The organism is Microbacterium sp. Z6_144 (genome assembly GCF_057197625.1).
This window is the reverse complement of record NZ_JBXVPT010000001.1, coordinates 1324329-1349069: the sequence shown is the minus strand read 5'-3', so window position 1 is coordinate 1349069 and position 24741 is coordinate 1324329. Positions and strand designations below refer to the sequence as shown.

Genomic DNA, 24741 nt, shown 5'->3' with positions numbered 1-24741 from the left:
ATGAGCCCCTCCGCGACCACCGACGACACGCCCGACGTGGCCATGTCCCGCCGCCGGGTCGGTGTGATCTTCGGCGCCCTGCTGGCGGCGATGTTCCTCTCCGCTCTCGATCAGTCGATCGTCGGCACCGCACTGCCCACGATCGTCGGTGAGCTGGGTGCGGCCGAAGGCGAGGGCTGGGTCGTCACGGCGTATCTGCTCGCGATCGCGATCGTGATGCCCATCTACGGCAAGACGGGCGATCTGATCGGTCGCCGCGTGCCGTTCCTGGTGGCGATCTCGCTGTTCCTGGTGGGCTCCACCGGCTCGGCCCTGGCCGGTTCCTTCGCGGAACTCATCGTCTGGCGCTCGGCGCAGGGCCTGGGCGCCGGGGGGCTGGTCATCCTGTCGCAGGCGACCATCGCCGACATCGTCTCGCCGCGCGACCGCGGGAAGTTCATGGGTCCGATGGGCGCGGTGTTCGGCATCGCCACCGTCGCCGGGCCGCTGCTGGGCGGCTGGTTCACGGAAGGTCCCGGGTGGCGGTGGTGCTTCTGGACCAACGTCCCCGTCGCCATCATCGCCCTGGCGATCGCGTGGTTCGCCCTGAAGCTCCCCTCGCGCCGACCGGCGCGACGCTTCGACGTGGGAGGCGCACTGCTCCTGGCGACCACGACCGCGGGGATCGTCTTCCTCACCAGCTGGAGTTCGCTCACCGGCGGAGCCGGCTACGACTGGCGCGACCCCCGGCTTCTGGCCCTGACCGCGGTGACGGTGGCCGCGTTCGGCAGCTTCCTCTGGATCGAATCCCGCGCGGCCGACCCGATCGTCCCGCTGCAACTGTTCCGCAGCCGCACGTTCACCGTGGCCGCGCTCATCGCCCTCGTGCTGGGCATGGCGATGTTCGCTGCGCTGTCGTTCCTGCCGACCTTCCTGCAGATGTCGGAGGGCGTCGGAGCGACCACATCCGGCCTGCTCATGCTGCCGATGACGGCGGGACTGATGATCAGCTCGCTGGCCTCGGGCCGGCTCATCACCCGCACCGGACGGTACAAGGTGTATCCGATCGCCGGGATGGCGCTCGCCACCGCCGGCCTGGCCTGGCTCACCCAGATCACCGGCGGAATGTCCACCGTGCTGTTCGGCGCCATGATCTTCGTGCTGGGGCTCGGGCTCGGCCTGGTGATCCAGACGATCGTGATCGCCGCCCAGAACGCCGTCTCGCCCGACCAGGTGGGCGTGGCGACCTCGACGAACAACTTCCTCCGCGAGATCGGCGCCGCCGTGGGGACCAGCGTCTTCTCCGCCGCCTTCACCGCCCGGCTCACGACCACGCTGAGCGAGGTGACCCGCAACGTCCCCGCATCCGACATACCGTCCGGATTCGGCGCCTCCTCGCTCACTCCCGCGGCCGTCGACACCCTCCCGGCGGACCTGCGCGATGCCGTCGTCACGGCGTACGCCGACGCGCTGGCGCCGTCCTTCTGGCTTCTCGTGCCGCTCGGGCTGGCCGGCTTCCTCATCGCCTTCTTCATGAAGGAGCTCCGTCTGTCGGACAAGCCCGCCCTCGCGTCGCGCGCCCGCTAGCGTCCCGCGAGATCCCGTATCCGCGAGAATCCACTGCGGCGGCGAGAATCCCGCGCACGACCGCATCCTCGCCGGGCGGCTCGCGGTCAGTGGGGGTCGACGGCGTCGGCGATCTCGCCCAGGAAGCGTGCGATCACGGCGAGTTCCTCGTCGGTGTACTCCTGCGCGACCTCCCGCATGGCGTTCAGATGGGCCCCGAAGTGCTCGAAGAACTCCCGGCGGGTATGGTCGGTGAGTTCCACGACGCGGGCACGGCGGTCGTGCGGATGCGGGAGACGCTCCAGGTGTCCCGTCGCGGTGAGGCGATCCAGGAGCTTGGTCGTGGAGGCGGTGGAGATCCGCAGGTGCCGCGCGACATCGTGGGGGCTCACCGTCTCCCCGCGCTGCTCGCGGACGATCAGCATCCGCAGCGCCGCGAGGTCGGTGGCGTTCATGTCCATGTCGCCCTTCATCCCGCTGTGCATGCGATCCATCGCGTCGCTGAAGGCGCGCACGGCGAACAGCGCCTCGGTGACGCTCTCCCGCCTTGTACCAGGCATCGGCGCAGCGTGCGACAAGATGGACACTCCCTTCCTCCGCTTGTATAGTCGGCCCCACTCGCTAGATAAACTAGCAAATCGGAGGCCTGATGATCGAGACCGAACATGTCGTGCTCCTGGACGTCGACGGCCGGGAGATCGGAACAGCCCCGAAGAGCAGTGTGCACGGTACCGACACCGCTTTGCATCTCGCCTTCTCCTGCCACGTCGTCAACGACGCCGGTCAGGTGCTCGTCACGCGCCGCGCACTGGGCAAGACCGCGTGGCCCGGCGTGTGGAGCAACTCCTTCTGCGGGCACCCCCGCCCGGCCGAGCCGGTGATCTCCGCGGTGCGCCGTCGCGCGTCCGACGAGCTCGGCCTGACCCTGTCGGACATCCAACTCGCCCTCCCCCTCTTCCGATACCGCGCGACCGACGCCAATGGCATCGTCGAGCACGAGATCTGCCCGGTCTACACCGCGCGCACCAGCGACGTGCCGGAACTGAATCCGCGGGAAGTCGCGGATGCGGAGTGGGTCGACCCCATCGACCTGGCCACCGCCCTGGACGCCACCCCCTGGGCGTTCAGCCCCTGGCTGGTGCTCCAGGCGGAGCAGCTGCGCCTGTTCGGCGCTCCCCGCGAACGGCGACGCGCGTCATGATCACGCAGGCCTCTGCCCCCGCGACCCGCGAGGCGATCGACGGGGCCATCGACACCGTGCTCGAGCGCCTTCGCCGGCGGATGGCGGGACGGGACGACTCCGCCGACGCCCTGGCCGCCGCCATCCAGCGAGCCGGCAGCGGGGGCAAGCGTTTCCGTCCCACCCTCGTGGTCGCGGCCTTCGAGACCCTCGGTGGTGCCTCCGGAGAAGAGTCGCTCTACCCGGTGGCGGCCGCCTTCGAACTCCTCCACACCGCGTTCGTCGTGCATGACGATGTCATCGACCACGACATCCTGCGCCGCGGCGTGCTCAACGTCGGCGGGGAGTTCCGCGCCCGTGCCCGCTCCCGGGGAGCGGATGCTGCCGGTGCCACCGCGCTCGGCGACGCGGCGGGCATCCTCGCCGGCGACCTGCTGCTGCACGAAGCCATCCGGCTGGTGGCGCTGGCGGACGTGTCCACCGGCACCCGCAGGGAGCTGCTCGCTCTCGTGGAGGAGGCGGTCATCGTCTCGGCCGTGGGTGAGCTCGCCGACGTCGAGAACGCCGTGGTCGCCGACGCGGGCGTCGCCGCCGAGGCCATCCTCGTGGCCACCGCGAACAAGACCGCCGTGTACTCCTTCTCCGCGCCGCTGGAAGCCGGTGCCATCCTCGCCGGCGCACCGGTGTCGGCGCGCACGGCGCTGCGCCGCTTCGGCGCGCACCTCGGGCTGGCCTACCAGCTCGTGGACGACCTCATCGGCGCCTTCGGACCGGCCGCGGTGGCCGGAAGGACCGAAGGCGGAGACCTGCGCGAGGCCAAGCGCACGCCGCTCGTCGCCCTCGCGCGCGAAAGCGACCGGTGGCCCGAGGTCAGCGACGCGCTCGCGCGCGCACACACCGGACCGGTGGCCGTCCGCGCGGCGCAGCACGCGCTCGCCGCCTCCGGAGCACGCCACCGCCTCGAGCTCCTTGTCGGAGAGACCCTCGACCAGGCCCGAGACATCGCGTTCGAGGCGCTGCTCCCCGGCGCGACACGGGCGATGCTCTTCGACCTCGTCGACGCCGTCCGGGAGCGCGTTCCGTGAGCCGCCGGCCCGCCGGACTCGCGCTCTACGACCGCACGGCGCAGGATGCCGCAGCAGCGGTCATCGCGCGGTATTCGACCTCGTTCGCCCTCGCGTGCCGCCTTCTCGGTCCGCGGCCGCGGCCGCACGTCCGCAACGTCTACGCTCTGGTCCGCGTCGCCGACGAGGTCGTGGACGGTCCGGCCGCGGACGCGGGGCTCAGCCGCGCGCGGGAGCGCGACGTGCTCGACGCCCTCGAACGGGAGACGCTCGACGCCATCACGCGCGGGTTCAGCGCCAACCTCGTCGTCCACGCCTTCGCCCGTACCGCTCGCGAGTGCGGCATCGGGGAGAGTCTGATCTCCCCGTTCTTCGCGTCGATGAGGACCGACATCGACACGACGTCTCACGACGCCGGCTCCCACGATGCCTACGTGTACGGTTCGGCCGAGGTCGTGGGTCTCATGTGCCTCCAGGTGTTCCTCAACGCCGGTTCCCCCCGTCCCGCCGCAGCCCCCGACGGCCTCGCCGACGGCGCCCGGCGCCTGGGCGCGGCCTTCCAGGACGTGAACTTCCTCCGCGATCTCGACGATGACGCCGGGCGGCTGGGCCGGGACTACCTGTCGGGTGCGGCCGCGGGCGCGCGGCGCATCGAGGTGCTCGACCGCATCGACGACGACCTCGCCGCCGCGGCGGCCGTGATCCCGCGGCTCCCCCGCGACTGCCGCCGCGCCGTGTCGAGCGCACACGATCTGTTCGCCGAACTGTCCCGGCGTCTGCGCCGCGCCCCTGCCGGCTCGGGGCGCGTGCGCGTCCCCGATGCGGTCAAGGCCGCCCTGACCGCACGGGCGGCGGTGACCGCCCGCCCGCAGGGGCGGAGCCGATGACGCGCACGGTCGTCGTCGGTGGCGGGATCGCGGGACTGGCCTGCGCAGCACTCCTCGCCGCCGAGGGGCACGACGTGACCGTGTGCGAAGCGCGCGCGGAGGTCGGCGGGCGGGCGGGCTCGTGGGAGCAGGACGGGTTCCGCTTCGACACCGGCCCCAGCTGGTACCTCATGCCGGAGGTCTTCGAGCACTTCTTCGCACTGCTGGGCAGCAGCGCCGAGGAACAGCTCGACCTCGTGCCGCTGCATCCGGCCTACCGCGTGTTCGGCGCGGAGGGCACGCATCCGCTGGATGTGGTGTCGGGGCGGGATGCGGCGACCTCGCTGTTCGAATCCGTCGAGCCCGGCGCCGGCGCCCGGCTGGACGCCTACCTGGATTCGGCTGCCGACGCGTACGACCTGGCCGTCAGCCGTTTCCTGTACGACCCGTATTCGTCGACCGCCGGGCTCCGCGATCCCGCCGTGGTGCGCCGCCTGCCGCGCCTCCTGCCGCTGTTGACCCGCTCCCTGGCCCGGCATGTCGAGTCGCGCTTCACCGACCCGCGGCTGCGGCAGATCCTGGAGTACCCGGCCGTCTTCCTCGGCGGATCGCCCTACGGGGTGCCGAGCCTCTACCACCTGATGAGCCACCTCGACATGAACGACGGCGTGCGTTACCCGCGAGGCGGATTCACCGCTCTCATCGCGGCCATCGAGCGCCTCGCCCGGGAGAACGGCGCGCTCGTGCGCACGGCGGCGCCGGTGGCGGAGATCCTCGTACAGGGCGGCGCGACCCGTGGGGTGCGGCTGGGATCCGGCGAGGTGGTGCCGGCCGATGTGGTGGTCTCCACCGCGGATCTCCACCACACCGAGACCCGCCTCATCGCCGACCCGGCCGACCGGACCTATCCCGAGAGCTGGTGGCGCACCCGCACGCCCAGCCCGGGCGCCCTCCTGGTGCTCCTGGGCGTCCGCGGGCCCCTTCCCCAGCTCGCCCATCACTCGCTGCTGTTCGCCCCCGCCTGGCGGGAGAACTTCGAGGCGATCGTCGGTCCGGACTCCCGCATCCCCTCGCCCGCGTCCCTGTACGTGTGCCGGCCCAGCGCGACGGACGCCACCGTCGCCCCGGACGGCGACGAGAACCTCTTCGTGCTCGTGCCGGTGCCCGCCGACCCGGCGCTCGGGCGGGGCGGGGTGGGCGGCGGTGGGGACGCGGCCATCGAGGCCGCCGCCGATCGCGTGATCGAGCAGATCTCGCAGTGGTGCGGCATCCCCGACCTCGCCGAGCGCATCGTCGTCCGCCGGACGATCGCCCCGGGCGACTTCGCCGCCGATCTGAACTCATGGCGGGGCAACGCACTGGGGCTCGCGCACACCCTCCGCCAGAGCGCCGTCTTCCGCCCGCGCAACGCCTCCCGCCGCGTGCGTGGCCTCTACTACGCCGGAACCTCGGCCCTCCCCGGGATCGGTCTGCCGATGTGCCTCATCTCGGCCGAGCTCGTTCTCAAACGGCTGCGCGGTGACCGCTCCCCCGGGCCCGTGGCTGAGCCCGTCGCCACGGCGGTGTGAGGGTGCCGGGCCTCTACCTGCTCGCCATCCTGATCTCCGCGGCGGGGATGATCGTCCTGGACGTCCGGCTGCGCCTGATCGGGCCGCGTGCGCCGTGGGCGACGCTGGGTGCGGTGGCGGTGGGAACGGCGTTCTTCCTGGCGTGGGATGCGACGGGGATCCTCACCGGGGTGTTCGTCAAGGGCGGAAGCCCCCTGCTCCTGGGCGTCGACCTCGCGCCCCACCTGCCGCTGGAGGAGCCGGTGTTCCTGGCGTTCCTGTGCTACCTCGCCCTCGTGTCGTGGGCGGGGGCGGACCGTCTGCTCACCCGCCGGGGGGCGCGGGCATGACGTATCCGCTCCTGATCGTGCCCTTCCTCCTGGTCACCGCGATGGTGACGGCGCTGTCGGCCCTCCGCCCGCGGTTCGGTGCGCGGATGCGAGCCTCCGCCGCTGCGGCGCTTGTGCTCCTGGCCCTGACCGCGGTGTTCGACAACGTCATGATCGCCCTCGATCTGTTCACCTACCCGCCCGAGCACCTGTCCGGCCTGCGCATCGGTCTCGCCCCGCTGGAGGACTTCGCCTATCCGCTGTGCGCCGCCTTCGGCGTGCCGGCCGTCTTCGCACTGCTGCGCACCACGGAGCCCTCGTGAGCGCCCCGCCGCTGCGGCCCGCCGGCGTCGTGCGCGACCTCCTGGTCTCCTCCCGCCCGGTGAGCTGGATCAACACGGCGTACCCGTTCGCTGCGGCGTACCTCCTGACCGCGCAGCGGATCGACCTCCCTCTCGTCATCGGCACGGTGTTCTTCCTCGTGCCCTACAACCTCGCGACGTACGGCATCAACGACGTCTTCGACTACGAGTCGGATCTGCGCAACCCGCGGAAGGGCGGTACGCACGGCGCGGTCCTTGACCGCCGGATGCACCGGGTCACGCTGTGGTCCGCGGCCCTGGGGTGCGTCCCGTTCATCGTCGCGCTGGTGATCCTCGGCGGTCCGCTCTCGTGGCTCGTCCTGGCCGCGAGCCTGTTCTTCGTCGTGTTCTACTCCGCGCCGCCTCTGCGGCTGAAGGAGCGGCCCTTCGCCGACTCGGTGACCAGCAGCATCCACTTCTTCTCCCCCGCGGTCTACGGTCTCGTCCTGGCCGGTGCGACCTGGACGTGGCAGCTCGTCGTGATCATCGTGGCCTTCGGGCTGTGGGGCGTCGCCTCGCACGCCTTCGGGGCCGTGCAGGATGTCGCCGCCGATCGCGCCGCGGACATCTCGTCGATCGCTACCGCCCGCGGGGCACGGTGGACGGTGCGCTTCGCACTCCTCTGCTATGCGCTGGCGGGGTTCGCCATGCTGGCCACGGCATGGCCCGGACCCCTGGCCGCGGCGCTGGTGCTGCCGTACCTGGCCGTCGTGTGGCCCTATCGATCGGTCACCGACGCGACCGCCGATCGGGCGACGGCCGGCTGGAGCCGGTTCCTGTGGATCAACCAGGTCGCCGGCTTCGGCGCGACCCTTCTGCTGATCTGGTGGGCGCTGACCCGACCCTGAGACCCCCGCGCGGTGTCCCACTTCTGCAGGTTCTGACGGCTCAGATCCTGCAGAAGCGGGACATCACTCGCCGCTCTGGGCCTCTTCGAGCGCGAGGAGCCGCTCGACGGCTGCGGTGAGGCGGGCGTCCGCTTCACCGAAGGCCGCGAAGTCGCCGGCCTGCAGGGCCGCCTGGCGTTCGGTGAGGGCGGTTCGCGCCTCTTCGAGCGCTGCCTGGTACTCGTCCGCGGGAACCGTGGGGGTCTCCGGTTGTTCGGTACCCTCGCCCGGGTCGGTGGGAGCCTGATCCGGCTCGTCCGGGATCACCTCGCCGTCGCCGGTGTCGGCACCGGAGTCGCCGCCGAACAGCTCGTCCAGCGCCTCGTTCAGGGTCTCTTCGAAGGCGATCTGCTCTCCGAAGGCGACCAGGACGCGACGCAGCTGCGGCAGCTGCGTGCCGCTGGAGGACTGCACGAAGACCGGCTGCACGTACAGGAGTCCGCCGCCGACCGGGAGGGTCAGCAGGTTGCCGGGAAGCACCTGCGACTGGCCCTGCTGCAGGATGTTGATCTGCGAGGAGACGGCCGTGTCGGAGTTGAACGTGTTCTGCACCTGCCCGGGGCCGGGGATGGTCGTGGCGGAGTCGATCACGAGCATGCGCAGCTTGCCGTAGTCCTCGCCCTTGGTGCCCTCCTCGGATCCGGCATCGGAGTCCACCGCGAGATACCCGGTGAGCACGTTGCGGCTGCTCCCCTGCGACGAGGGGATGAAGGTCGTGAACATCGAGTACGTCGGTGCCTCTTGGCCGGGCATCTGCATCGTCAGGTAGTACGGCGGCTGCAGGCGGCTGTCATCCTGTGGGTCGTCCGGCGTCGCCCACGCGTTGTCGCGCTGGATGAAGGACCGCGCGTCGTCCACGTGGTAGACCCCGAGCATCGACCGCTGCACCTTGAACAGGTCGGTGGGGTAGCGCACGTGGCTGATCAGGTCGGCCGACATCTCGCTGTAGGGCTCGAGGGCGGTGGGGTAGACGTTCTGCCACGCCTGCAGCACCGGGTCCTCGTCATCCCACGCGTAGAGCGTCACGCTGCCGTCGTAGGCGTCGACGGTGGCCTTGACCGAGTTGCGGATGTAATTGATGTCGTCCAGCGCGTAGCGGGGCGCGGGGTTGTTCGTGTCGGCGATCGCCGAGGACAGGCTCACGCCGGACGAGTACGGGAAGTTCGCGCTCGTGGTGTAGGCGTCGATGACCCACTGGATGCGCCCATCCACGACCGTGGGATACGGGTCGCTGTCCAGCGTGAGGTACGGCGCCACCTTCCGGATGCGCTCGCTCGGGTCGCGGTCGTAGAGGATCTGCGAGTCCTCGTTGACGGCGTCGGAGAAGAGGATCTGCTCCGACTGGAACTTCAGCGCGTAGATGAGGCGGTTGAACACGTTCCCCACGCTCGGGCCGCCGTCGCCGGTGAAGGTGGTGCGGGTGTCGGAGCCGCCGTCACTGCCGATCGGATAGTCGAGCTCGATCGGCTCTGTGCCCTCCGGCGCGCCGACGATGGAGTACTCCGGTGAGTACTCGCCGAAGTACACGCGCGGCTCGAAGTCGGTCTCGGAGAGGAAGCCCGTGGACGGGATGGCCTGCTCGAGGAAGACCGGGTCGCCGTCCGGCGTGCGCTCGTTGCCGGCTGCGGCCACCATGCCATAGCCGTGCGTGTACACCAGCGAGGTGTTCTGCCATGTGCCGGCGTCGGAGAGCTGGTCCATGTTGAGTTCGCGCACCGCGACGATGGTGTCCTGCGACTGGCCGTCGATCTGGTACCGGTCCACGTCCAGCACGTCGGGGAACTGGTAGTAGGCGCGGTACTGCTCCAGCTGGCGGACGGTGGGACCGATGATGGCCGGGTCCATGATGCGGATCTGCGCCGTGGTCGCCGCATCCGCCCGCAGCTGCCCCGCCGCGACGTCGGTCTCGGCGGTGAAGTCCTGCTTCTCGAGATCGTCGATCCCGTACGCCTCTTTGGTCATGTCGATGTTGCGCTGGAAGTACTCGCTCTCCAGCTGCAGCGTGTTCGGGCGCACCTGGAACGTGGTGACCACCCACGGATATCCGACGCCGAGCACGAGGGAGGACACCACCAGCAGCGCCGTCGCGATGAGGGGGTAGCGCCAGCGGCCGATCACGGCGGTGACGAAGAAGAGGATCGCCACCAGAACGGCGATGATCGCGAGGATCGTCTGGCCGGGGATGGCGGCGTTGACGCCGGTGTAGCCGGGTCCGGTGATGCGGTCCCCCGCCTCGACCAGCGTGCGGTAGCGGTCCAGGTAGAGGCTCGCGCCCTGCACGAGGACGTAGAGACCGGCGAGGACGGCCAACTGGATGCGTGCCGCCTTGGAGATGCGCAACTCCCGCTGGCCCACCCGCACGGAGCCGTACAGGTACGCCACGAGGGCGGTGAGCAGCAGGCAGATCAGGAGGACGGCCGACGCGAAGCCCAGCACCGCTCCGTAGAACGGCATCGCGAACAGGTAGAAGCCGGTGTCGAGGCCGAACTGGGGATCGGTCTGGTCGGTGGCGACGCCGTTGAACCACAACCACGTGGTCTCCCACTGGGCGGACGCGGCGAACCCGGCGAAGAAGCCGAAGAAGATCGGGATGCCCCACATCGCCAGACGGCGGAGCGGCTCCACGACCTCCTGGTAGCGGTCCAGCTGCGAGCTCAGCCGCGCGTAGACGGGGCGCAGCCGGTACGCCAGCTGGATGGCGCCCCACACCGGCACCGCCATGGCGAGGAAGCCCACCACGAACATCACGACGCGCGCGATCCACTGGGTCGTGAGCACCTCGGTGAAACCGAGCTGACGGAACCACATCCAGTCGGCGTAGAGGCTCGCGAACACGAAGAAGCCCACGACCAGCGCGGCGATCACAGCGAGGGTGATCGCGATGACACGTCGGGAGCGGTTGGGCGTGGCCGGCTTCGGAGGAGAGGTCGTGGTCACCCTCCCATCTTAGGCGGCACCGTCCAGGGGAACGCCCTGGATGCCGCGAACCGGGGCCTCAGCCGGCGGTGCAGGTGGGGAGAGCCTCGACATCGCCGTCGGTGCGGATCGCCTCGAGGACGGCGAGGGCGTCGTCGAGCTCGTCGACGGAGAACACCTGAAGCCCTTCTGGGACGTGTCCGACCACTTCGTCGCAGTTCGCCGAGGGCGCGAGGAAGTACTCGGCGCCGGCGTCGCGGGCACCGAACAGCTTCTGACGGATGCCGCCGATGGGCCCCACCTCGCCGGCGGCGTCGATGGTGCCGGTTCCGGCGATCTGCTGCGCGCCGGTGAGATCGCCCGGGGTGAGCACGTCGATGATCCCGAGGGCGAACATCATGCCGGCACTCGGACCCCCCACGTCGTCGAGCTGGATGGTGACCTCGAACGGGAAGTCGTACACGGCGGTGAGCTGAACGCCCACGAGCCACGTCGTCTCGCCCTCGGCCTCGGTCTCGCGCGGCGTCACCGAGACCTCGCGCTCGGCTCCGTCGCGCTCGATCAGGAGCGTCACTGGCGCGCCGCGGCCGGCCACGACGGCGTCGCGCACCTGCTGGGCGTCCGAGACCTCATCGCCGCCGGCGCCGAGGACGACGTCGCCCGGTTCGAGGAGGCCTTCGGCGGCGGAGTCGTCGGTGAGGGAATGGATCGCGATCTCCGCCGTGACGTCGTAACCGAGCTCGCTCATCGCCGCCGCGGTCGCCTCCTGCTGCGAGTCCACCATGAGCGCGGCGTTCTCCTCGTTGCGCTGCACGGTGCTCTGCCCCGGCGGAAAGACCCGGTCCAGCGGAATCACCGCGCGGGAGGGGTCGAACCAGGCCACCGCCAGCTCGAACCAGGATGGCCGGCGTTCGGGGTTCCCGACCACCTGCACCGTGAGGAGGTCCAGCGCCCCCTGGGGCGGGTAGGTCTCGGCGTCCTCCACGGAGATGAGCGGCACCTCCTCGCCGTCGGCGTCGGTCACCGTCCCAAGGGTGTTGTACACCGGACCCGGCTGCTGGATCACGTAGGCGGTGGGCAGGAAGGTGAGGAGCAGCAGTGCGACGAGGGCGATGCACAGCGCCCAGAGCCCCGTGATCGCGCTGCGGCTCCAGCGGCGGCGAGGCGCGGGCACGATGGTTGTGTTCTCGTCGAACAGCGCCACGAGAGGCCTTTCTTCGCTGGTCGTTCGCGACCGGCGTAAGAGACCAGAGGGTCAGCCGGGGAGTGCGAGTAGTGCGTACGACTAGCGTAGATCGCCAGAACAAAACCCGGCTGAAAGGCGGCTGAAGTGGCGGACGAGGACCGGAGCCCCGAAGAGGAGTTCCAGGAGCTTCTGCGTCGCCTGCTCTCGGGAGAGGGCGGCGCGATGGATGCGGAGCAGCTGTCGCGGCTGTCGGGCATGCCCATCGACCCCGCGACGATGCAGACCATGATGCGCCACCTGCAGGGCGCGTTCGCCTCCGGCGACGACGGCATCTCGTGGGAGCTGGCCAAGCGCCAGGCGCTGCACATCGCCAATCAGGACGACCGCGGCATCACCGCCGGCCAGCGCACCGACGTGGACGCGGCGCTGGGACTGGCCGCCCTGTGGCTGAGCGAGGCGACGACGATCTCCGACCTCGCCGCCCCGCCGCGCGCGATCACGCGCGGGGCCTGGGTGGAGGCCACCCTTCCCGTGTGGCAGGAACTGGCGGAGCCGGTGGCCACCTCCATCGCGGATGCGCTCACCAACGCGCTGGGCGCGCAGGCGCCGGAAGACATGCAGGATCTCATCGCCGGCGCCGGGCGACTCATGCGCAGCGTCGGGGGGTCGCTGTTCGCCACCCAGCTCGGTCATGTCGTCGGCCGCCTGTCCACCGAGGTGGTCAGCGGCGGAGACGTGGGCATCCCGGTCATGCCCGCCGGCGACGCGGCCATCGTGCCGCAGAACTTCGCCGACTTCGGTCGCGATCTGGAGATCCCCGACGACCAGCTCGCGCTCTATCTCGCCACCCGCGAGCTCGCCCACGCACGCCTGTTCCGGCATGCCCGGTGGCTCCACCTCCAGGTCATCTCGCAGGTGCGCGAGTTCGCCTCCGGCATCCACGTCGACACCGACGCCCTGGAGCAGCTGGCCGAGCGCTTCGACCCCTCGGAGCCGGATGAACTCCGCCGTGCGCTGGAGAGCGGCGCGCTCCTGCCGCCGCGGTCCGAGGAGCAGACGGCCGCCCTCAGCAGGCTGGAGAACCTCCTGGCCACGATCGAGGGGTGGGTGGACGTCGTCACGGCCGACGCCACGACGCGCCTGCCCTCGGCCGAGCGCATCGCCGAGGCCGTCCGCCGTCGGCGCGCGGTGGGAGGCCCCGCCGAGCAGGCGCTGAGCTCCCTGGTAGGGCTGGAGTTGCGGCCACGGCGGATGCGCGAAGCCGCCGCCCTGTGGCGGGCCGTCACCGAGGCGGTGGGGGTGGCCGGTCGCGACGCACTGTGGGACTACCCCGACCTCATGCCGACCGCCGAGGACATCGACGACCCCGCGGGCCTCGTCGCCCGCCTGTCGGCGCAGGCGCGCGGCGAGGCGCCGCAGAACGACGCGATCGACGACGCGCTCGCTCGGCTCCTGGCCGAGGAGAGCGGCGACGGGGAACCCGCCCCCGGGTCCGACCCGGACGACACCGCGCCGGATGGCCCGCGACAGGTCTGACCGCTCCTCCCCACCCCCGGGAATCGCTCCGCGCCGGCGCCGGGTGTGGACAGGCCCCCCGGCCGTCCACCCGGCGGAGCACAATCGGGCCATGCTGCGTTTGAATCCCGCTCACCCACCGCTGTGGCGCGACGCCACGACCCTCCAGTTCGGCGTGGAGGGCCTGGCCCGCCTGGAAGAGCCGCAGCCCTGGGAGGAGCATCTCCTCGCGGAGTTGGTGCGCGGCATCCCGGACAACGCGCTCGCCGGCCTGCTGAAGTCCCGCCGCATCCGCCGCGGGCAGGCCGACGCCTTCTTCGCCGAGCTCCAGCCGGTGCTGCAGCGGACGCCCCCGGCGCCGCTGATCGTGCTGCAGACCGCGGATGCGGTCGACGCGGCGATCGCGGACCTCGTCGCGGCGGCACTGGAACGCACCGGCGCGCAGGTGCAGGTCGCCGCGTGGAACCCGTTCGTCTCGGCGGTCGCATCCCCGGGGTGGACCGTGGTGGTTCTGGCCGCGCACCTGGTGGAGCCGCGCCGCGCCGCGGCGCTCGTCTCCGGTGACGTGAGACACCTGCCGCTCGTGTTCGACGGCGCCGGCGCGACGGTGGGTCCGGTCATCGAGCCGGGGGTCACCGCCTGCCTCGCCTGCGATGCCGCCCATGCGCGCGACGTCGACCCGGCGTGGCCGCTCCTGGCCAGTCAGCTCGTCGGGCGGCGCTGCGAGGTCGATCCCGACCTGGCCGTGGAGGCGGCGCGGGTCGCGGTGCAGGTGATCACCGCGCCGACGACGACTCCCGCGCGGTCGGTACGCCTGCGCGCGGACGCCCCGAACCGCGTGTGGCGGGTGCATCCTCCGCACGAAGGATGCGGGTGCCGATCTCTTGCAGGAATCGCGACGGAGTGCGAGACATCCGCCCTCGACCCCGCGACCAGCTCAGGGACAGCGTTCGCCCGGCCCGCGTGATGCCGACATAGGCGAGCCGGCGTTCCTCGTCGATGTCCTCGAAGGTCGTGGCGTAGGAAATGGGCAGAAGCCCCTCGCTGAGCCCCACCAGGTGCACGTGGTCCCACTCCAGGCCCTTGGCCGCGTGAAGGGTCGCCAGAGTGACGGTGCGGGTGGCCGGCTCATGCTGATCCTTCGCCCGGCCCACCAGATCGTCGGTGAAGGCCCGCAGGCTCGTGCCCGCCGGCGCGTTCTCGGCCAGCAGCAGGAGGGCCGCGCGCGCCTCCCACGCGTCCCGGAGGGCGCCGCCGGCCGGCGGCGGCTCCTCCGTCAAACCCAGGGAGCGCAGTACATCCCGTACGGTGGCGACGAAGTCCGTCTCGATCGGCGCGACGGAGGCTGCCCGCAGGGCGAGCACGGCCTGCCGGACCTCCGGCTGGTCGAAGAATCGTTTGCCCCCCAGCACGGTCGTGGCAACCCCCGCCGCCGCGAGGGCCGCGAGGTGAACGGCGGACTGCGCGTGCGAGCGGTACAGCACGGCGATGGCGGAGGGCTCGACGCCGCCGGAGATCGCCTCCGCGATGGATCGGGCGACGGCCGCGGCCTCGGCCTCGTCGTCGTCGAATCCGCGGACGACCGGAACCGGGCTCGCGCCGGCCGGGCGTGCGGGGGCGAGCTGGAGAGCTCCCGGACGCCCGCGCATCAGCGCATTGGCGACCTCGAGGACCGGCGCCGCCGACCGGTAGTTCGTCTCCAGCCGGAACACCTGCGCGTCTTCGTGGGTGCGCGCGAAATCCAGCAGGTAGCGCGCATCGGCACCGGCGAAGGAATAGATCGTCTGACTGGCGTCGCCGACGACGCACAGGTCACGGCGGTCGCCGAGCCACACCTGAAGGAGCCGGTACTGCAGCGGCGAGACGTCCTGGAACTCGTCGACGGTGAAGTGGCGGTACTGCTCGCGCACCTCCTGGGTGACGCGGGGCTCGGCCTCCAGCATCCCCGCGCACGCCAGCAGCACGTCTTCGAAGTCCATCTGGCGCCGCTCGTCCTTGAGCTTCTCGTAGGCGCGCTGCAGGTCGGCGACCTGCTGCAGGTCGAGGCGTCCGATGCCCGAGGGCCGGGCCTGGGCGAACGCGTCGACGCTGCGCATCGTGATCTTGCGCCACTCGATGGCGCTGGCCACGTCGCGCAGCGTCGGGGTGTCGGGGTGCAGCTTCAGCCCGTCGGCGGCGTGGGCGAGGAGCTTGACCTTGTTGCTGACGAGTGAGGGCGCGGAGTCTCCCGTGAGGGACGGCCAGAAGTAGTTCAGCTGCGCCAGGGCGGCGGCGTGGAACGTCCGCGCGGCCACTCCCCCGACTCCGAGGGAGCGCAGGCGCCCGCGCATCTCGCCGGCCGCCTTCGCGGTGAAGGTCACGGCCATGACGCGCCCGGGAGAGTACGCGCCCGTGTCCACGCCGTGGGCGATGCGGTGCGTGATGACCCGGGTCTTGCCGGTGCCGGCCCCCGCGAGGACGCAGACCGGACCGCGCAGCGCCGAGGCGGCCGCGCGCTGCTGCTCATCGAGGCCGTCGAGGGCGCTCATGAGGAGCCTTCGTACCACCCGCGGATGAGGCGGGAGGCGATCGAGGCCGAGCCGGGGAGCTGCAGGGCACCGCGGCCGGCCAGCGCCTCGCCGATCTCGGCGCGGGTGAACCACCGCACCGCGACGATCTCCTCGCCGTCGGCGAGCGCCACCTCCTCGGCGGCCGCGACCGCGGTGAACCCGAGCATCAGCGAGCGCGGATAGGGCCAGCCCTGCGACCCGCGGTAGCGCAGGTCGCCGACCGTGACGCCGGCCTCCTCACGCACCTCGCGCACGACGGCGTCCTCGAGGGACTCCCCCGCCTCGGCGAACCCCGCGAAGCACGAGTAGCGGTCCGCTCCCCACAGGGCGTTGGAGCCGAGCAGCAGTACGTCGGGGTCGCCCTCGCGGGTGACGGCCACGATCACGGCCGGGTCGGTGCGGGGGAAGTGCTCGCGACCGCAGGCCGGGCAGTGCCGCGCCCAGCCGGCGTGACGCAGGAGTGTGCGCGATCCGCAGGCCGGACAGTACGGCGCGTCCACGAGCCAGCGCCCGAGCGCGACAGCCGTGACGAGCAGACCCGCGTCGTCGGCGGGGAGATCGCCGGCGATCGCGCGGAGGGCTCCCCACCCCCCGGGTGCGGCGACGGGGTCCTCCCGCTCGGGGGGGAAGGAGGCCGCGAGCACCGCGGCACCGTCCGGCCGGCGCCCGAGGAAGGCCCACACCGCATCCTCGGGCACGTCCGCGACCCGCGCGGGCGCCAGAGTCCCGTCCGGGGCCAGCGGGACGGCGTCACCGCGCACGACCAGCACGACGGTGTCCGGGTCGGCGAAAGCGCGCGCGAGGAGGTCCTCGGTCATGCGCTCGGTCGGGGATCGGTCCACCGGACCGATGCGAGCCGGAGGCGTGACGGGAACCGTCATCAAGAACCTCTCTCACAGGCGTGGCGCGGGGGCGGGGCGACGCGCCCGGCCTACCCTGGGCGCATGGCACGCTCACCTCTCACTCTAGCCGCGTCGGTGACGGCCGCTCTGCCCCGCATCGCCGTGGTGGGAACCGCTTCGCTCACCGAGGGGGGCGCCGGTCGCTTCGACGCCGCCCTCGTCCACCTGGAGGACGGCCGCGAGGCGGTCGTGCGGGTGCCCGTGAGCGAGGATTCCGCGGCCGAGCTTGCGGCCGAATCACGGGCGCTGGTCGCCCTCACCCCGGGCGTGCGCGCCCTGCTGCCCTTCCGCGCCCCCGAGGTTCTCGGGGAGACGGGGTCGGGGGCGTCGCGGGTGCTGGTCGTGGACTACCTCCCCGGCTACCGGGTCGAGCCGGCGCACCTGCCCAAGGGCCCGGGCATCGCCTCCGCGATCGGTGCGGCGCTCGCGGCGATCCACATGCTGCCGCCCTCGATCGTGCGCACCGACGGGCTCCCCGTCCGCACGCCCCAGCAGGTGCGCGACGACGTGTCCCGTCTTCTGGACCGGGTGGAATCCACCCGCCGCGCGCCGGATGTGCTGGTCGATCGCTGGCGCCGGGCCGTGGAGACCGACGAGCTGTGGCGCTTCGACTCCGCCGTGGTGCTCGGCGGGGCGACGTCGGCGACGTTCCTCCTCTCCGATGAGGGCGACGACGTCCGCGTGGTCGGCGCTCTCGAGTGGAGCGGGCTGAGCGTCGGGGACCCCGCGACCGACCTGCGGTGGCTGGCCTCCGCTCCCGAGGCGTCCGACTCCGTGCTTGCCGGATATGCCGCCGATGCCGCCCGGGCACCCGATGCTCTGCTGCGTGAACGCGCGCGCCTGTACGCCGAGCTGGAGTTCGCCCGGTGGCTCGTGCACGGCGTGGACTCCGGCGACACCGTCGTGGTGGATGATGCGGTGGCGCTCCTGGATGCCCTCGCCGACGGCGTGCGCGGAGACCGGATCGTGCCCGACGGCCCGGTCGACCTGGATGCCGCGCTGGCGTTCGTCGAGCGCCTGCCCGAGCCGGCCGCCGCGCCCGTGGACACGTCGATGCAGACCGACACCTACGATCCCGAGATGCTGTCGCTGTTCCTGGCCACCGAGCGCGACCGCGCCGACGGGAAGGCGGAGGCCCCCGACTTCGGGCTGGACGGGCTGCGGCCGCCGGAAGACACGGCGACGGCGCCCATCGACATCACGGGGTGGGCGCAGGATCGTTCCGCCGATCCGCGCGAGGCGCCCGCTGCGGCTCCGACCGATCACGAGCAGGATGACGAGCAGGACAGGGAGCAGGACGGCGAGCTGATCGACGAGGCCGACCGGGCATCCCGCGCGGCGCTGCGCTGGTGGGGCCGGGAGGACGACACCCGCCTCAGTTCCGGAGGATGAGTCCGTCCGCGACGTAGAACAACGCCACGTCGATCTGCTCACGTGCCACGCCGTGACGCTGCGCGTAGGCCTCGCGGTACAGCTCCAGCTGCAGCATCCGCTCGCTCCTCTCGCCCACCGTGGCCGGCGGACGACCGGTCTTCCAGTCGACGATCTCGATGCGCTCTCCCCGTCGGTACACCGCGTCGAGCTTGCAGATGACGATGTGCGGACGGCCGTCCAGGTCGCTCGCGACGTAGTCGATCTCCGTCTCCACCTCGAGCGGGCGGAGCGTCGCCCACTCTGACCGCTCGAAGTTGGCCTGCAGGCGTGCGAGGTCCGCGGCATCCGCGGGGGACGCATCCGGATGCTCGTCGTCGTCCCAGAGCGCGTCGTCCAGCCCCGTTCCCGTCCCGACCAGCCCCGAACGCTGCTCCACCCACGCGTGGAAGAGCGTGCCCAGGCGGGTCTGGCGGTAGGGACGCTCCGGCATAGGCCGATCGAGCGCCTCGACCGTTCCCGCGTAGTCGGCGACGAAGTCCTTGTACCGGGATGCGGGGATCCGCACCGGCGCCGCACGTTCGCGGGGGCTCAGCCGCGCTGCCCGCTCGGCCAGCAGCAGCTCGGTCTCCGCATCCGGGGCGGCCGGCGGGGCGGCACGCGCGCGCTCGACCTCGGCCGCCGCGGCGGCCACCGCCGGGCGGCGCGCGCCCAGGGGGTCCATCGGCCACTGGAGGAGACGCCGCTCCCCGCCGTACGGGTTGTCGCCCGGGTCTTCCCGGGGGAGATCGATCTCGAGCGCGTCGACGACCTCGTCGAGGAACACGCTGCGGGTGCGCGGACGCTTGGTGCCCGCCCAGCTCGAACCGCTCAGCAGCAGGTGGTCCCGTGCGCGCGTGATCGCCACATAAGCCAGCCGCCGGTCTTCGGCGAGCTGGCGCGCGCGGTTGGCGGAGATGTAGTCGTCGATGGCCGCCTTGAGCTCCTGCTGGGTCGCCGCCGACCGCCACGCCAGCTGAGGAAGCCACCGCGCGTCGCCGCGGAACTCCGTGGGAAGCACCCCGAATCCCAGCCACCCGCCCGTGTCTCGGGGCAGGGACGGCAACTCGTCGGCGACCATCCGCACGACGGCGACGGCATCCCATTCCAGCCCCTTGGAGCCGTGGATGGTCAGCAGCTGCACGACGTCGTCTTCGGGCGGTTCGGTGCGGGGGGCGAACTCGTCGAGCTTCTCGGCATGGTCCAGCCACGCCAGCAGGCTCGACACCGAACCCGACTCGTCGGCGGCGAGAAACCCCGAGATCTCGTCCACGAACGCGCGCAGCTGCGCCGAGGCGATCCGGGCGGGCCCCCGGGACTCGTTCGCGGCCAGCTCGATGTCCAGACGCAGCTCCCCCTCGATGAGGCGGACCAGCTCGGGGATGGGAGCCCCGACGGCACGGCGGAGGCCCGCGAACACCGCACCGGCTTCCCGCAGGCGCGCCCGCGCTGCGGGCGTGAAGTCGGCGAGCCAGCGGTGCTCGTCGCTCTGACGCGCGACGAAGTCGAGGGCGTCGACCAGCGACGCGCGGTCGGCGCCGGGAATGGCCCGCAATCGTTCGGTGACGGCCGGATCCAGCGGCTGCAGGGCGGCGTCGTGAGTGGCCAGGCGCCGGGCCAGCAGCGCCAGCCGGCGAAGATCGGCGAGTCCGATCGCCCAGCGCGGCCCCGACAGGAGACGCAGAAGCGCCGATCCGGCGTCGGGGTCGCTGAGCACGCGCAGTGCGGCGACCACGTCGACCACTTCCGGGGTGGTCAGAAGCCCCCCCAGCCCGAGGATGCGGTGCGGGATGCCGCGCCGCCCGAGCGCGTCGCCGAAGCGCACCATGTGCTTCTTGCTGCGGAAGAGGATCGCACCGGTGGTCGCGGCCCCGCCGGCCGCGCGGGCGGCACGCACGCCCACGAACCACTCCGCCACGCGATCGGTTTCGGCATCCAGGTCACGGTCGAACAGCGTTGTGATCTCGCCCGCGGGAGCGCCGGGGCGCGCGCGCAGGGGGTCGACGCTCACCGCCGCGCCGCGGGCGAGCGGCTGCAGCACCGCGTTGGCGGCATCGAGCACCCGGGCGCTGTTGCGCCAGCTCGTCATCAGTGAGAATCGCTGACATCCGCCCTCCGGCGCGAAGGCGGCCGGGAACCCGGCGAGGTTGCCGGCGCTGGCTCCCCGCCACGCGTAGATGGCCTGGTGGGGGTCGCCCACCGCCATGACGCCGGTCCCGGCGAACAGGGCCGCCAGCAGGTCGGTCTGCACGACCGACGTGTCCTGGTACTCATCCAGCAGCACGACGCGGTAGCGGCCGCGCACCTCGTCGACGACGGCCGCGTGACCCCGCACGATCTGCAGGGCGCCGGCGACCTGGTCGGCGAAGTCCATGACCCCCAGCCGCGCCTTCTCGCGGTCGTAGTCGCGTGCCAGTCCCGCCAGCATCGCCAGAGCGCCGACCTTCCGCTCCGCCTCGGCGACCTTGCTGTACACCGTCACCTGGCGGGAGGTCGACGGGCGCGTCAGGACGTCGGCGAAGGCCTCCGGGAACGCAGCGAGCGCGTCGAGGTCGACGAGGTTGTCCACGCCGTCGCGCGCGATCCGCAGCGCGGCGTCGATGATCGTGCGCGGGGCCTCGGGGCGTGCTTCCAACTGCGGGTCGTCGGAGGTGAACACGACCCGCCGCATCAGCAGCCAGGCGGCCGACTCCGACAGGATCGCCGACTCGCCGTCGCGGCCGATGCGCACGCCGTGCTCGCGCACGAGGGCATCGGCGAAGCTGTTGTAGGTGGCGACGGTCGGCCGGTGGAGCAGCTCGTCGCCGTCGCTTTCGGCCGGGACGGCACCGGAGCGGCGCGCGAGGTCGTCCAGGAGGGCGGCGCGCTCGGCGTCGGCTCGCGCGCCGGTGCCGAGCGATGCGAGCGGGTCGAGCTCCCCGGCGGCATGAAGGCCCGTCAGCTGCGGCAGGAGCCCGCGCCGCTCGAACTCGCTGAGGCGCTGCAGACGCAGGGCGATGCGTTCGGCCAGCTCTCCGGCGGCCTTGCGAGTGAAGGTGAGGCCGAGCACCTCGTCGCGGCGCACGATGCCGTTGGCCACCAGCCACACCACGCGGCCGGCCATCGTCTCGGTCTTGCCGCTGCCGGCACCGGCCACGACAAGCGCCGGCTGCAGCGGAGACTCGATGACGGCGGCCTGCTCCGGGGTGGGCGGGAACTGCCCCAGGGCGGCCGCGATGGTCGCGGCCGAGAGGACGGTGCTCACGACGCGCTCACCGCCGCGATCGTGTGGATGCGGCAGACCCCGTACGCGTACTCATCGCGGCAGTGCTCCTCGTAGGCTGCCGCGAAGGTCGTACCCCGCATGACGGACACGGCCTCACCGACACGCGCGACGAACGCGGCCCGCTGGTCGTCGTCGAAGGGCGCCTGGGCCGGGGTGACGTAGTCCGCCGATGCCGCAGTGGGCCGGAGGACGAGCAGCTTGGCACCGCCGGACGGCATCCCGGCGACACCGTCGATCGCGCCGGCCGCGTGGGCGAGCTGATACGCCGCCAACTGCGGGTTGTCGGCGACCTTGGCGTCGCTCTGCGGTTCGTTCTTGCCGGTCTTCAGATCCACGATCACCACCGACCCGTCCGGCCCCACCTCGACGCGGTCGATATCGCCGCTGAGCACAGCGCCGTGAGCGGCGGTCTCCTCGATCGGGATCGGCACCTCGAAGTGCCTCTCGGCCCCGAGCAGGCGCCCGCCGGACGCCTCGAAGCGGGACAGGTACAGCGCCAGCCGGCGCACCAGATCCCGGGCCCGCGTGCGCTCGGCGCGTTCGCGCCATGCGGCCTCGAACTCCAGTTCACCCCATCGCGCTTCCACGGCCGCCCACAGCGCCTCCTCGTCCGAGGACCCCGCGGTCTCCAGGGCGGCATGCAGCACCGTCCCGATGCCCGCCGTCATGCCCTGACGGTCGCCGCCGAGGTCGGCGATCACCCAGTCCAGCTGGCACTCCTCCAGGGCGTGCAGCCGCGACGGCGACACGCGGACGGGTTCGGAGTCGAGGTCGCGCAACGGTGCGGTCGAGGTCGGCGGCAGCATCCCGTACCACGACGCGGGGTCCGCCCCGGCGACACCCGCCGCGGCGAGAACCGCCAGCTGGCCGGCCGCCGCCCGGCGCTGCGGGGGCGTGGTGCGGGCGCTCGTGAGGGCGCGCCGGTGCTGGGCCACGAGGCCGCGCAGCGACAGCGGATGCTCCGCGAGCGCACCGGCCGGCTCAGGGGCGGGCAGCATCTCGAAGAACACGCTCGGCCCCTGGTCGTCGTCATCGACGGCGGTCACCACCAGCCGTGCGTGCGCGCGGGACACCGCCCGCGCGAACAGCCGCAGCTCGTCGTGCATCGCCTGACGCCGGCGGTCGAGGATCCCCGCGGCGGGCGCGTCCGGCCGCAGCACGGCATCGGCGAGCCGCCAGGTCTCCAAGAGTCCGCCGCGCACGCGCGTGTTCGGCCAGGTGCCGTCCTGCACGCCCGCGATGATGACCGTGTCGAACGATCGCGCCGCCGCGGCGGCGGGGGTCAGGATGTGGACGGCGTCGGCCCGCTCCACGTCGTCCAGGCGGTCTTCGGCGACGTCGCTGTCGCGGACGGCCCGGATGAAGGTGGCCGCCGGCTCGCCCGGCTGACGCTCACCGAATCGCTTCGCCGCCTGGAACAGCGCCACGAGTGCGTCGAGGTCGCGATGGGCCTGGTCCGCGATCGCTCCGCTCCCCCGGGCCGCCTCCCGCCACGCCCGCTGGAGCCCGCTGCGCTCCCATACGGTCCACAGCAGCTCGTGGGCCGTGGCGCGCTCCTCCGCCTGGGCGCGCACCGCCGCGAGGGTGAGACCGAAGCGTGCCGCCCGCCGGGCCTCGCGCGTGTCCAGGGCCTCGAACTCGAGGGGATGACGCACGCCCGACGCGAGCAGGTCGGCCGCCGTCCGCTCGCCGCCGAAGGCCAGTTCGGCCGAGCGGAGCAGCATGCGCAGCCTCCGCAGCTCGATCGGGTCGAGCCCCCCGAACACGCCGAGCAGGGCGTCGGCCACCTGCGGCGGAGTCCACGCCTCGGGATCCTGGACGGCGAGTTCCACCACGGCGAGCAGGTCGCGCACGGGCCGCTGCATGCCCAGGGGACGGCCGGGGCCGCTCGCCCGCGCCGGGACGTCGCGGGCGGCCAGCTCGGTCTCGATGGCCGCCACCTGCCGGGAGTCGTGGGCGATCACGGCGCATCCGCGCCATGGCACCCCGTCCAGCACATGCCGCTCCCGCAGGATCCGGGCGACGGCATCCAGTTCCTCGGCCGGTGAACGCAGGAGATACGCGCGCACCGAGCCGTCTGCGCCGGCCCCACCCGGCGGCCGGCGGTGCGCCACCACACCGGCCGCGCCGATCCGCGACGTGACCGATCGGACCAGGTCGATCTGCGGCGGGGTGCCGCGATGAGGCGTGCCCAGCACCTCCACCGTGCCCAGCACCTGCGCCAGCCGCGCGAAGTTCTCCGGCGTGGCTCCGCGGAACGCTCCGGACCCCACATCCGGGTCGCCCCACGCGACCACCCCGATCCCGCGCTGCCGGCACGCCTCGAGCAGTTCGACGCCCCCGGCGGTCAGCTCCTGGGCGTCATCCACCAGGATGCAGCGGAGCCCCGCGAACCGCCCCAGCATCGCCGCCGGCGCGAAGCGCACGATCCCGATCGCCTCGCGGACGAGGCCGGCGGCGTCCCGGTACGCCCCGCGCATGTCCGAGCGCACCCGGTCGTACTCGCGGGCGAAGGACGCCAGTGCACGCCAGACCGGAACGCCCCGGCGCTCCGCGAGCGCCTCGAGGTCGTGGGGGCCGATGCCCAGCGTCGTGCACTCGGCGAGGAAGGCCCGCACGTCGCTGCGGAACCCCCTGGTCGCTCGGATGCCGGGGCCGAGGTCCTCCGGCCAGCGTCGCAGGCCCGACACCTCGTCCTCGGCATCACCGGCGAGGAGATCCTGGATGATCTGGTCTTCGTCGCGACCGGTGAGCAACTGCGGCGGTTCACCGCCGGTGTGCACCTCGGCGCCGCGGACGAGGTGGTAGGCGAACGAGGCCACCGAGCGGGCGATCGGGCCGGCGGTGGCTCGTCCCACCGCGAGCCCCAGCGGGTCGCGCAACGCGGTGGCGCCGGGCCGCGTGGGGGTGAGGACGAGCAGATCGTCCGGGTCGACCCCGTCGGCCACGAGCGCACGCACCCGGGCGACGAGCGACGCGGTCTTGCCCGATCCCGGCGCGCCGACCACGACGGCCGAGGCATCGGCGGGCAGACCCGCCGCGGCACTCTGCGCGTCGTCGAGGGCTGCGTCCGCGACGAACGTCTCCCCCGGAACCATGCCGGCAACGCTACCGGCGGTTTCCGACATCGTTCGCCCAGAGCGTTGCGCCCGCGGGCGGGCAGGCCAAGCCGCTGTCGTAGAGTTTTCGATGGTGCCGGATCGACCCCGGCAGGAAGG

General features: G+C 72.3%; 17 protein-coding genes. 10 read left to right on the top strand and 7 right to left on the bottom strand.

Going from position 1 to position 24741, the window contains the following annotated elements; translation table 11 throughout:
• Window positions 1-1566, top strand: a complete 1566-nt coding sequence (locus AC2DGY_RS06565) for an MDR family MFS transporter (protein ID WP_484508895.1) — start codon at window positions 1-3, stop codon at window positions 1564-1566.
• 86 nt (window positions 1567-1652) lie between these two features.
• Here AC2DGY_RS06565 and AC2DGY_RS06560 read toward each other — a convergent pair whose 3' ends face one another.
• Entirely contained in the window at window positions 1653-2105 is a 453-nt protein-coding gene (locus AC2DGY_RS06560) for a MarR family winged helix-turn-helix transcriptional regulator (RefSeq protein WP_484508894.1), read from the bottom strand.
• An 89-nt stretch (window positions 2106-2194) separates the two neighbouring features.
• Here AC2DGY_RS06560 and idi point away from each other — a divergent pair, with 89 nt between their 5' ends.
• Genes idi through AC2DGY_RS06525 form a run of 7 tightly spaced genes read left to right on the top strand, consistent with a single transcriptional unit; the run spans window position 2195 to window position 7741 of the window.
• Complete coding sequence (idi, locus tag AC2DGY_RS06555; protein WP_484508893.1) at window positions 2195-2746, top strand: isopentenyl-diphosphate Delta-isomerase; 552 nt, start codon at window positions 2195-2197, stop codon at window positions 2744-2746.
• Window positions 2743-3810: a polyprenyl synthetase family protein gene (locus AC2DGY_RS06550; protein ID WP_484508892.1), complete on the top strand. Its 1068-nt coding sequence runs from the start codon at window positions 2743-2745 to the stop codon at window positions 3808-3810. The genes idi and AC2DGY_RS06550 overlap by 4 nt, the downstream gene beginning before the upstream one ends.
• The gene (locus AC2DGY_RS06545) at window positions 3807-4676 is read left to right on the top strand and encodes a phytoene/squalene synthase family protein (RefSeq protein ID WP_484508891.1); all 870 of its coding nucleotides are present in this window, start codon (window positions 3807-3809) and stop codon (window positions 4674-4676) included. The genes AC2DGY_RS06550 and AC2DGY_RS06545 overlap by 4 nt, the downstream gene beginning before the upstream one ends.
• On the top strand, window positions 4673-6223 hold the full coding sequence (crtI, locus tag AC2DGY_RS06540) for a phytoene desaturase family protein (RefSeq protein ID WP_484508890.1): 1551 nt from the start codon (window positions 4673-4675) through the stop codon (window positions 6221-6223). The genes AC2DGY_RS06545 and crtI overlap by 4 nt, the downstream gene beginning before the upstream one ends.
• The gene (locus AC2DGY_RS06535; RefSeq protein WP_484508889.1) at window positions 6220-6552 is read left to right on the top strand and encodes a lycopene cyclase domain-containing protein; all 333 of its coding nucleotides are present in this window, start codon (window positions 6220-6222) and stop codon (window positions 6550-6552) included. The genes crtI and AC2DGY_RS06535 overlap by 4 nt, the downstream gene beginning before the upstream one ends.
• Window positions 6549-6854: a lycopene cyclase domain-containing protein gene (locus AC2DGY_RS06530; protein WP_484508888.1), complete on the top strand. Its 306-nt coding sequence runs from the start codon at window positions 6549-6551 to the stop codon at window positions 6852-6854. The genes AC2DGY_RS06535 and AC2DGY_RS06530 overlap by 4 nt, the downstream gene beginning before the upstream one ends.
• Window positions 6851-7741: a prenyltransferase gene (locus tag AC2DGY_RS06525; protein WP_484508887.1), complete on the top strand. Its 891-nt coding sequence runs from the start codon at window positions 6851-6853 to the stop codon at window positions 7739-7741. The genes AC2DGY_RS06530 and AC2DGY_RS06525 overlap by 4 nt, the downstream gene beginning before the upstream one ends.
• Window positions 7742-7804: 63 nt before the next feature.
• Here AC2DGY_RS06525 and AC2DGY_RS06520 read toward each other — a convergent pair whose 3' ends face one another.
• Both AC2DGY_RS06520 and AC2DGY_RS06515 read right to left on the bottom strand, forming a co-directional pair.
• Window positions 7805-10717, bottom strand: coding sequence for a UPF0182 family membrane protein (locus tag AC2DGY_RS06520; RefSeq protein ID WP_484508886.1), 2913 nt, complete (start codon window positions 10715-10717; stop codon window positions 7805-7807).
• Between the two features lie 58 nt (window positions 10718-10775).
• Window positions 10776-11900, bottom strand: coding sequence for a YlbL family protein (locus AC2DGY_RS06515; protein WP_484508885.1), 1125 nt, complete (start codon window positions 11898-11900; stop codon window positions 10776-10778).
• A 126-nt stretch (window positions 11901-12026) separates the two neighbouring features.
• Between AC2DGY_RS06515 and AC2DGY_RS06510 the strand changes: the two genes are divergently transcribed.
• Window positions 12027-13418 carry a zinc-dependent metalloprotease gene (locus tag AC2DGY_RS06510; RefSeq protein ID WP_484508884.1) on the top strand — a complete coding sequence of 464 codons (1392 nt, stop codon included), beginning with the start codon at window positions 12027-12029 and terminating at the stop codon, window positions 13416-13418.
• A gap of 755 nt (window positions 13419-14173) precedes the next feature.
• On the opposite strand, the gene AC2DGY_RS06505 is transcribed toward AC2DGY_RS06510, so the two are convergent.
• A complete protein-coding gene (locus AC2DGY_RS06505; RefSeq protein WP_484508883.1) occupies window positions 14174-15925 on the bottom strand; it encodes an ATP-dependent helicase in 1752 nt (583 codons plus the stop codon).
• Window positions 15922-16827, bottom strand: coding sequence for an NAD(+) diphosphatase (nudC, locus tag AC2DGY_RS06500; RefSeq protein WP_484508882.1), 906 nt, complete (start codon window positions 16825-16827; stop codon window positions 15922-15924). The genes AC2DGY_RS06505 and nudC overlap by 4 nt, the downstream gene beginning before the upstream one ends.
• A gap of 63 nt (window positions 16828-16890) precedes the next feature.
• Between nudC and AC2DGY_RS06495 the strand changes: the two genes are divergently transcribed.
• Window positions 16891-18240: a protein kinase family protein gene (locus AC2DGY_RS06495; protein WP_484508881.1), complete on the top strand. Its 1350-nt coding sequence runs from the start codon at window positions 16891-16893 to the stop codon at window positions 18238-18240.
• Here AC2DGY_RS06495 and AC2DGY_RS06490 read toward each other — a convergent pair.
• Both AC2DGY_RS06490 and AC2DGY_RS06485 read right to left on the bottom strand, forming a co-directional pair.
• Window positions 18224-21502, bottom strand: coding sequence for an ATP-dependent DNA helicase (locus AC2DGY_RS06490; RefSeq protein WP_484508880.1), 3279 nt, complete (start codon window positions 21500-21502; stop codon window positions 18224-18226). The genes AC2DGY_RS06495 and AC2DGY_RS06490 overlap by 17 nt on opposite strands.
• Window positions 21499-24621: an ATP-dependent helicase gene (locus AC2DGY_RS06485; protein ID WP_484508879.1), complete on the bottom strand. Its 3123-nt coding sequence runs from the start codon at window positions 24619-24621 to the stop codon at window positions 21499-21501. Before AC2DGY_RS06485 ends, AC2DGY_RS06490 begins: the two co-directional genes overlap by 4 nt.
• Window positions 24622-24741 lie beyond the last annotated feature (120 nt).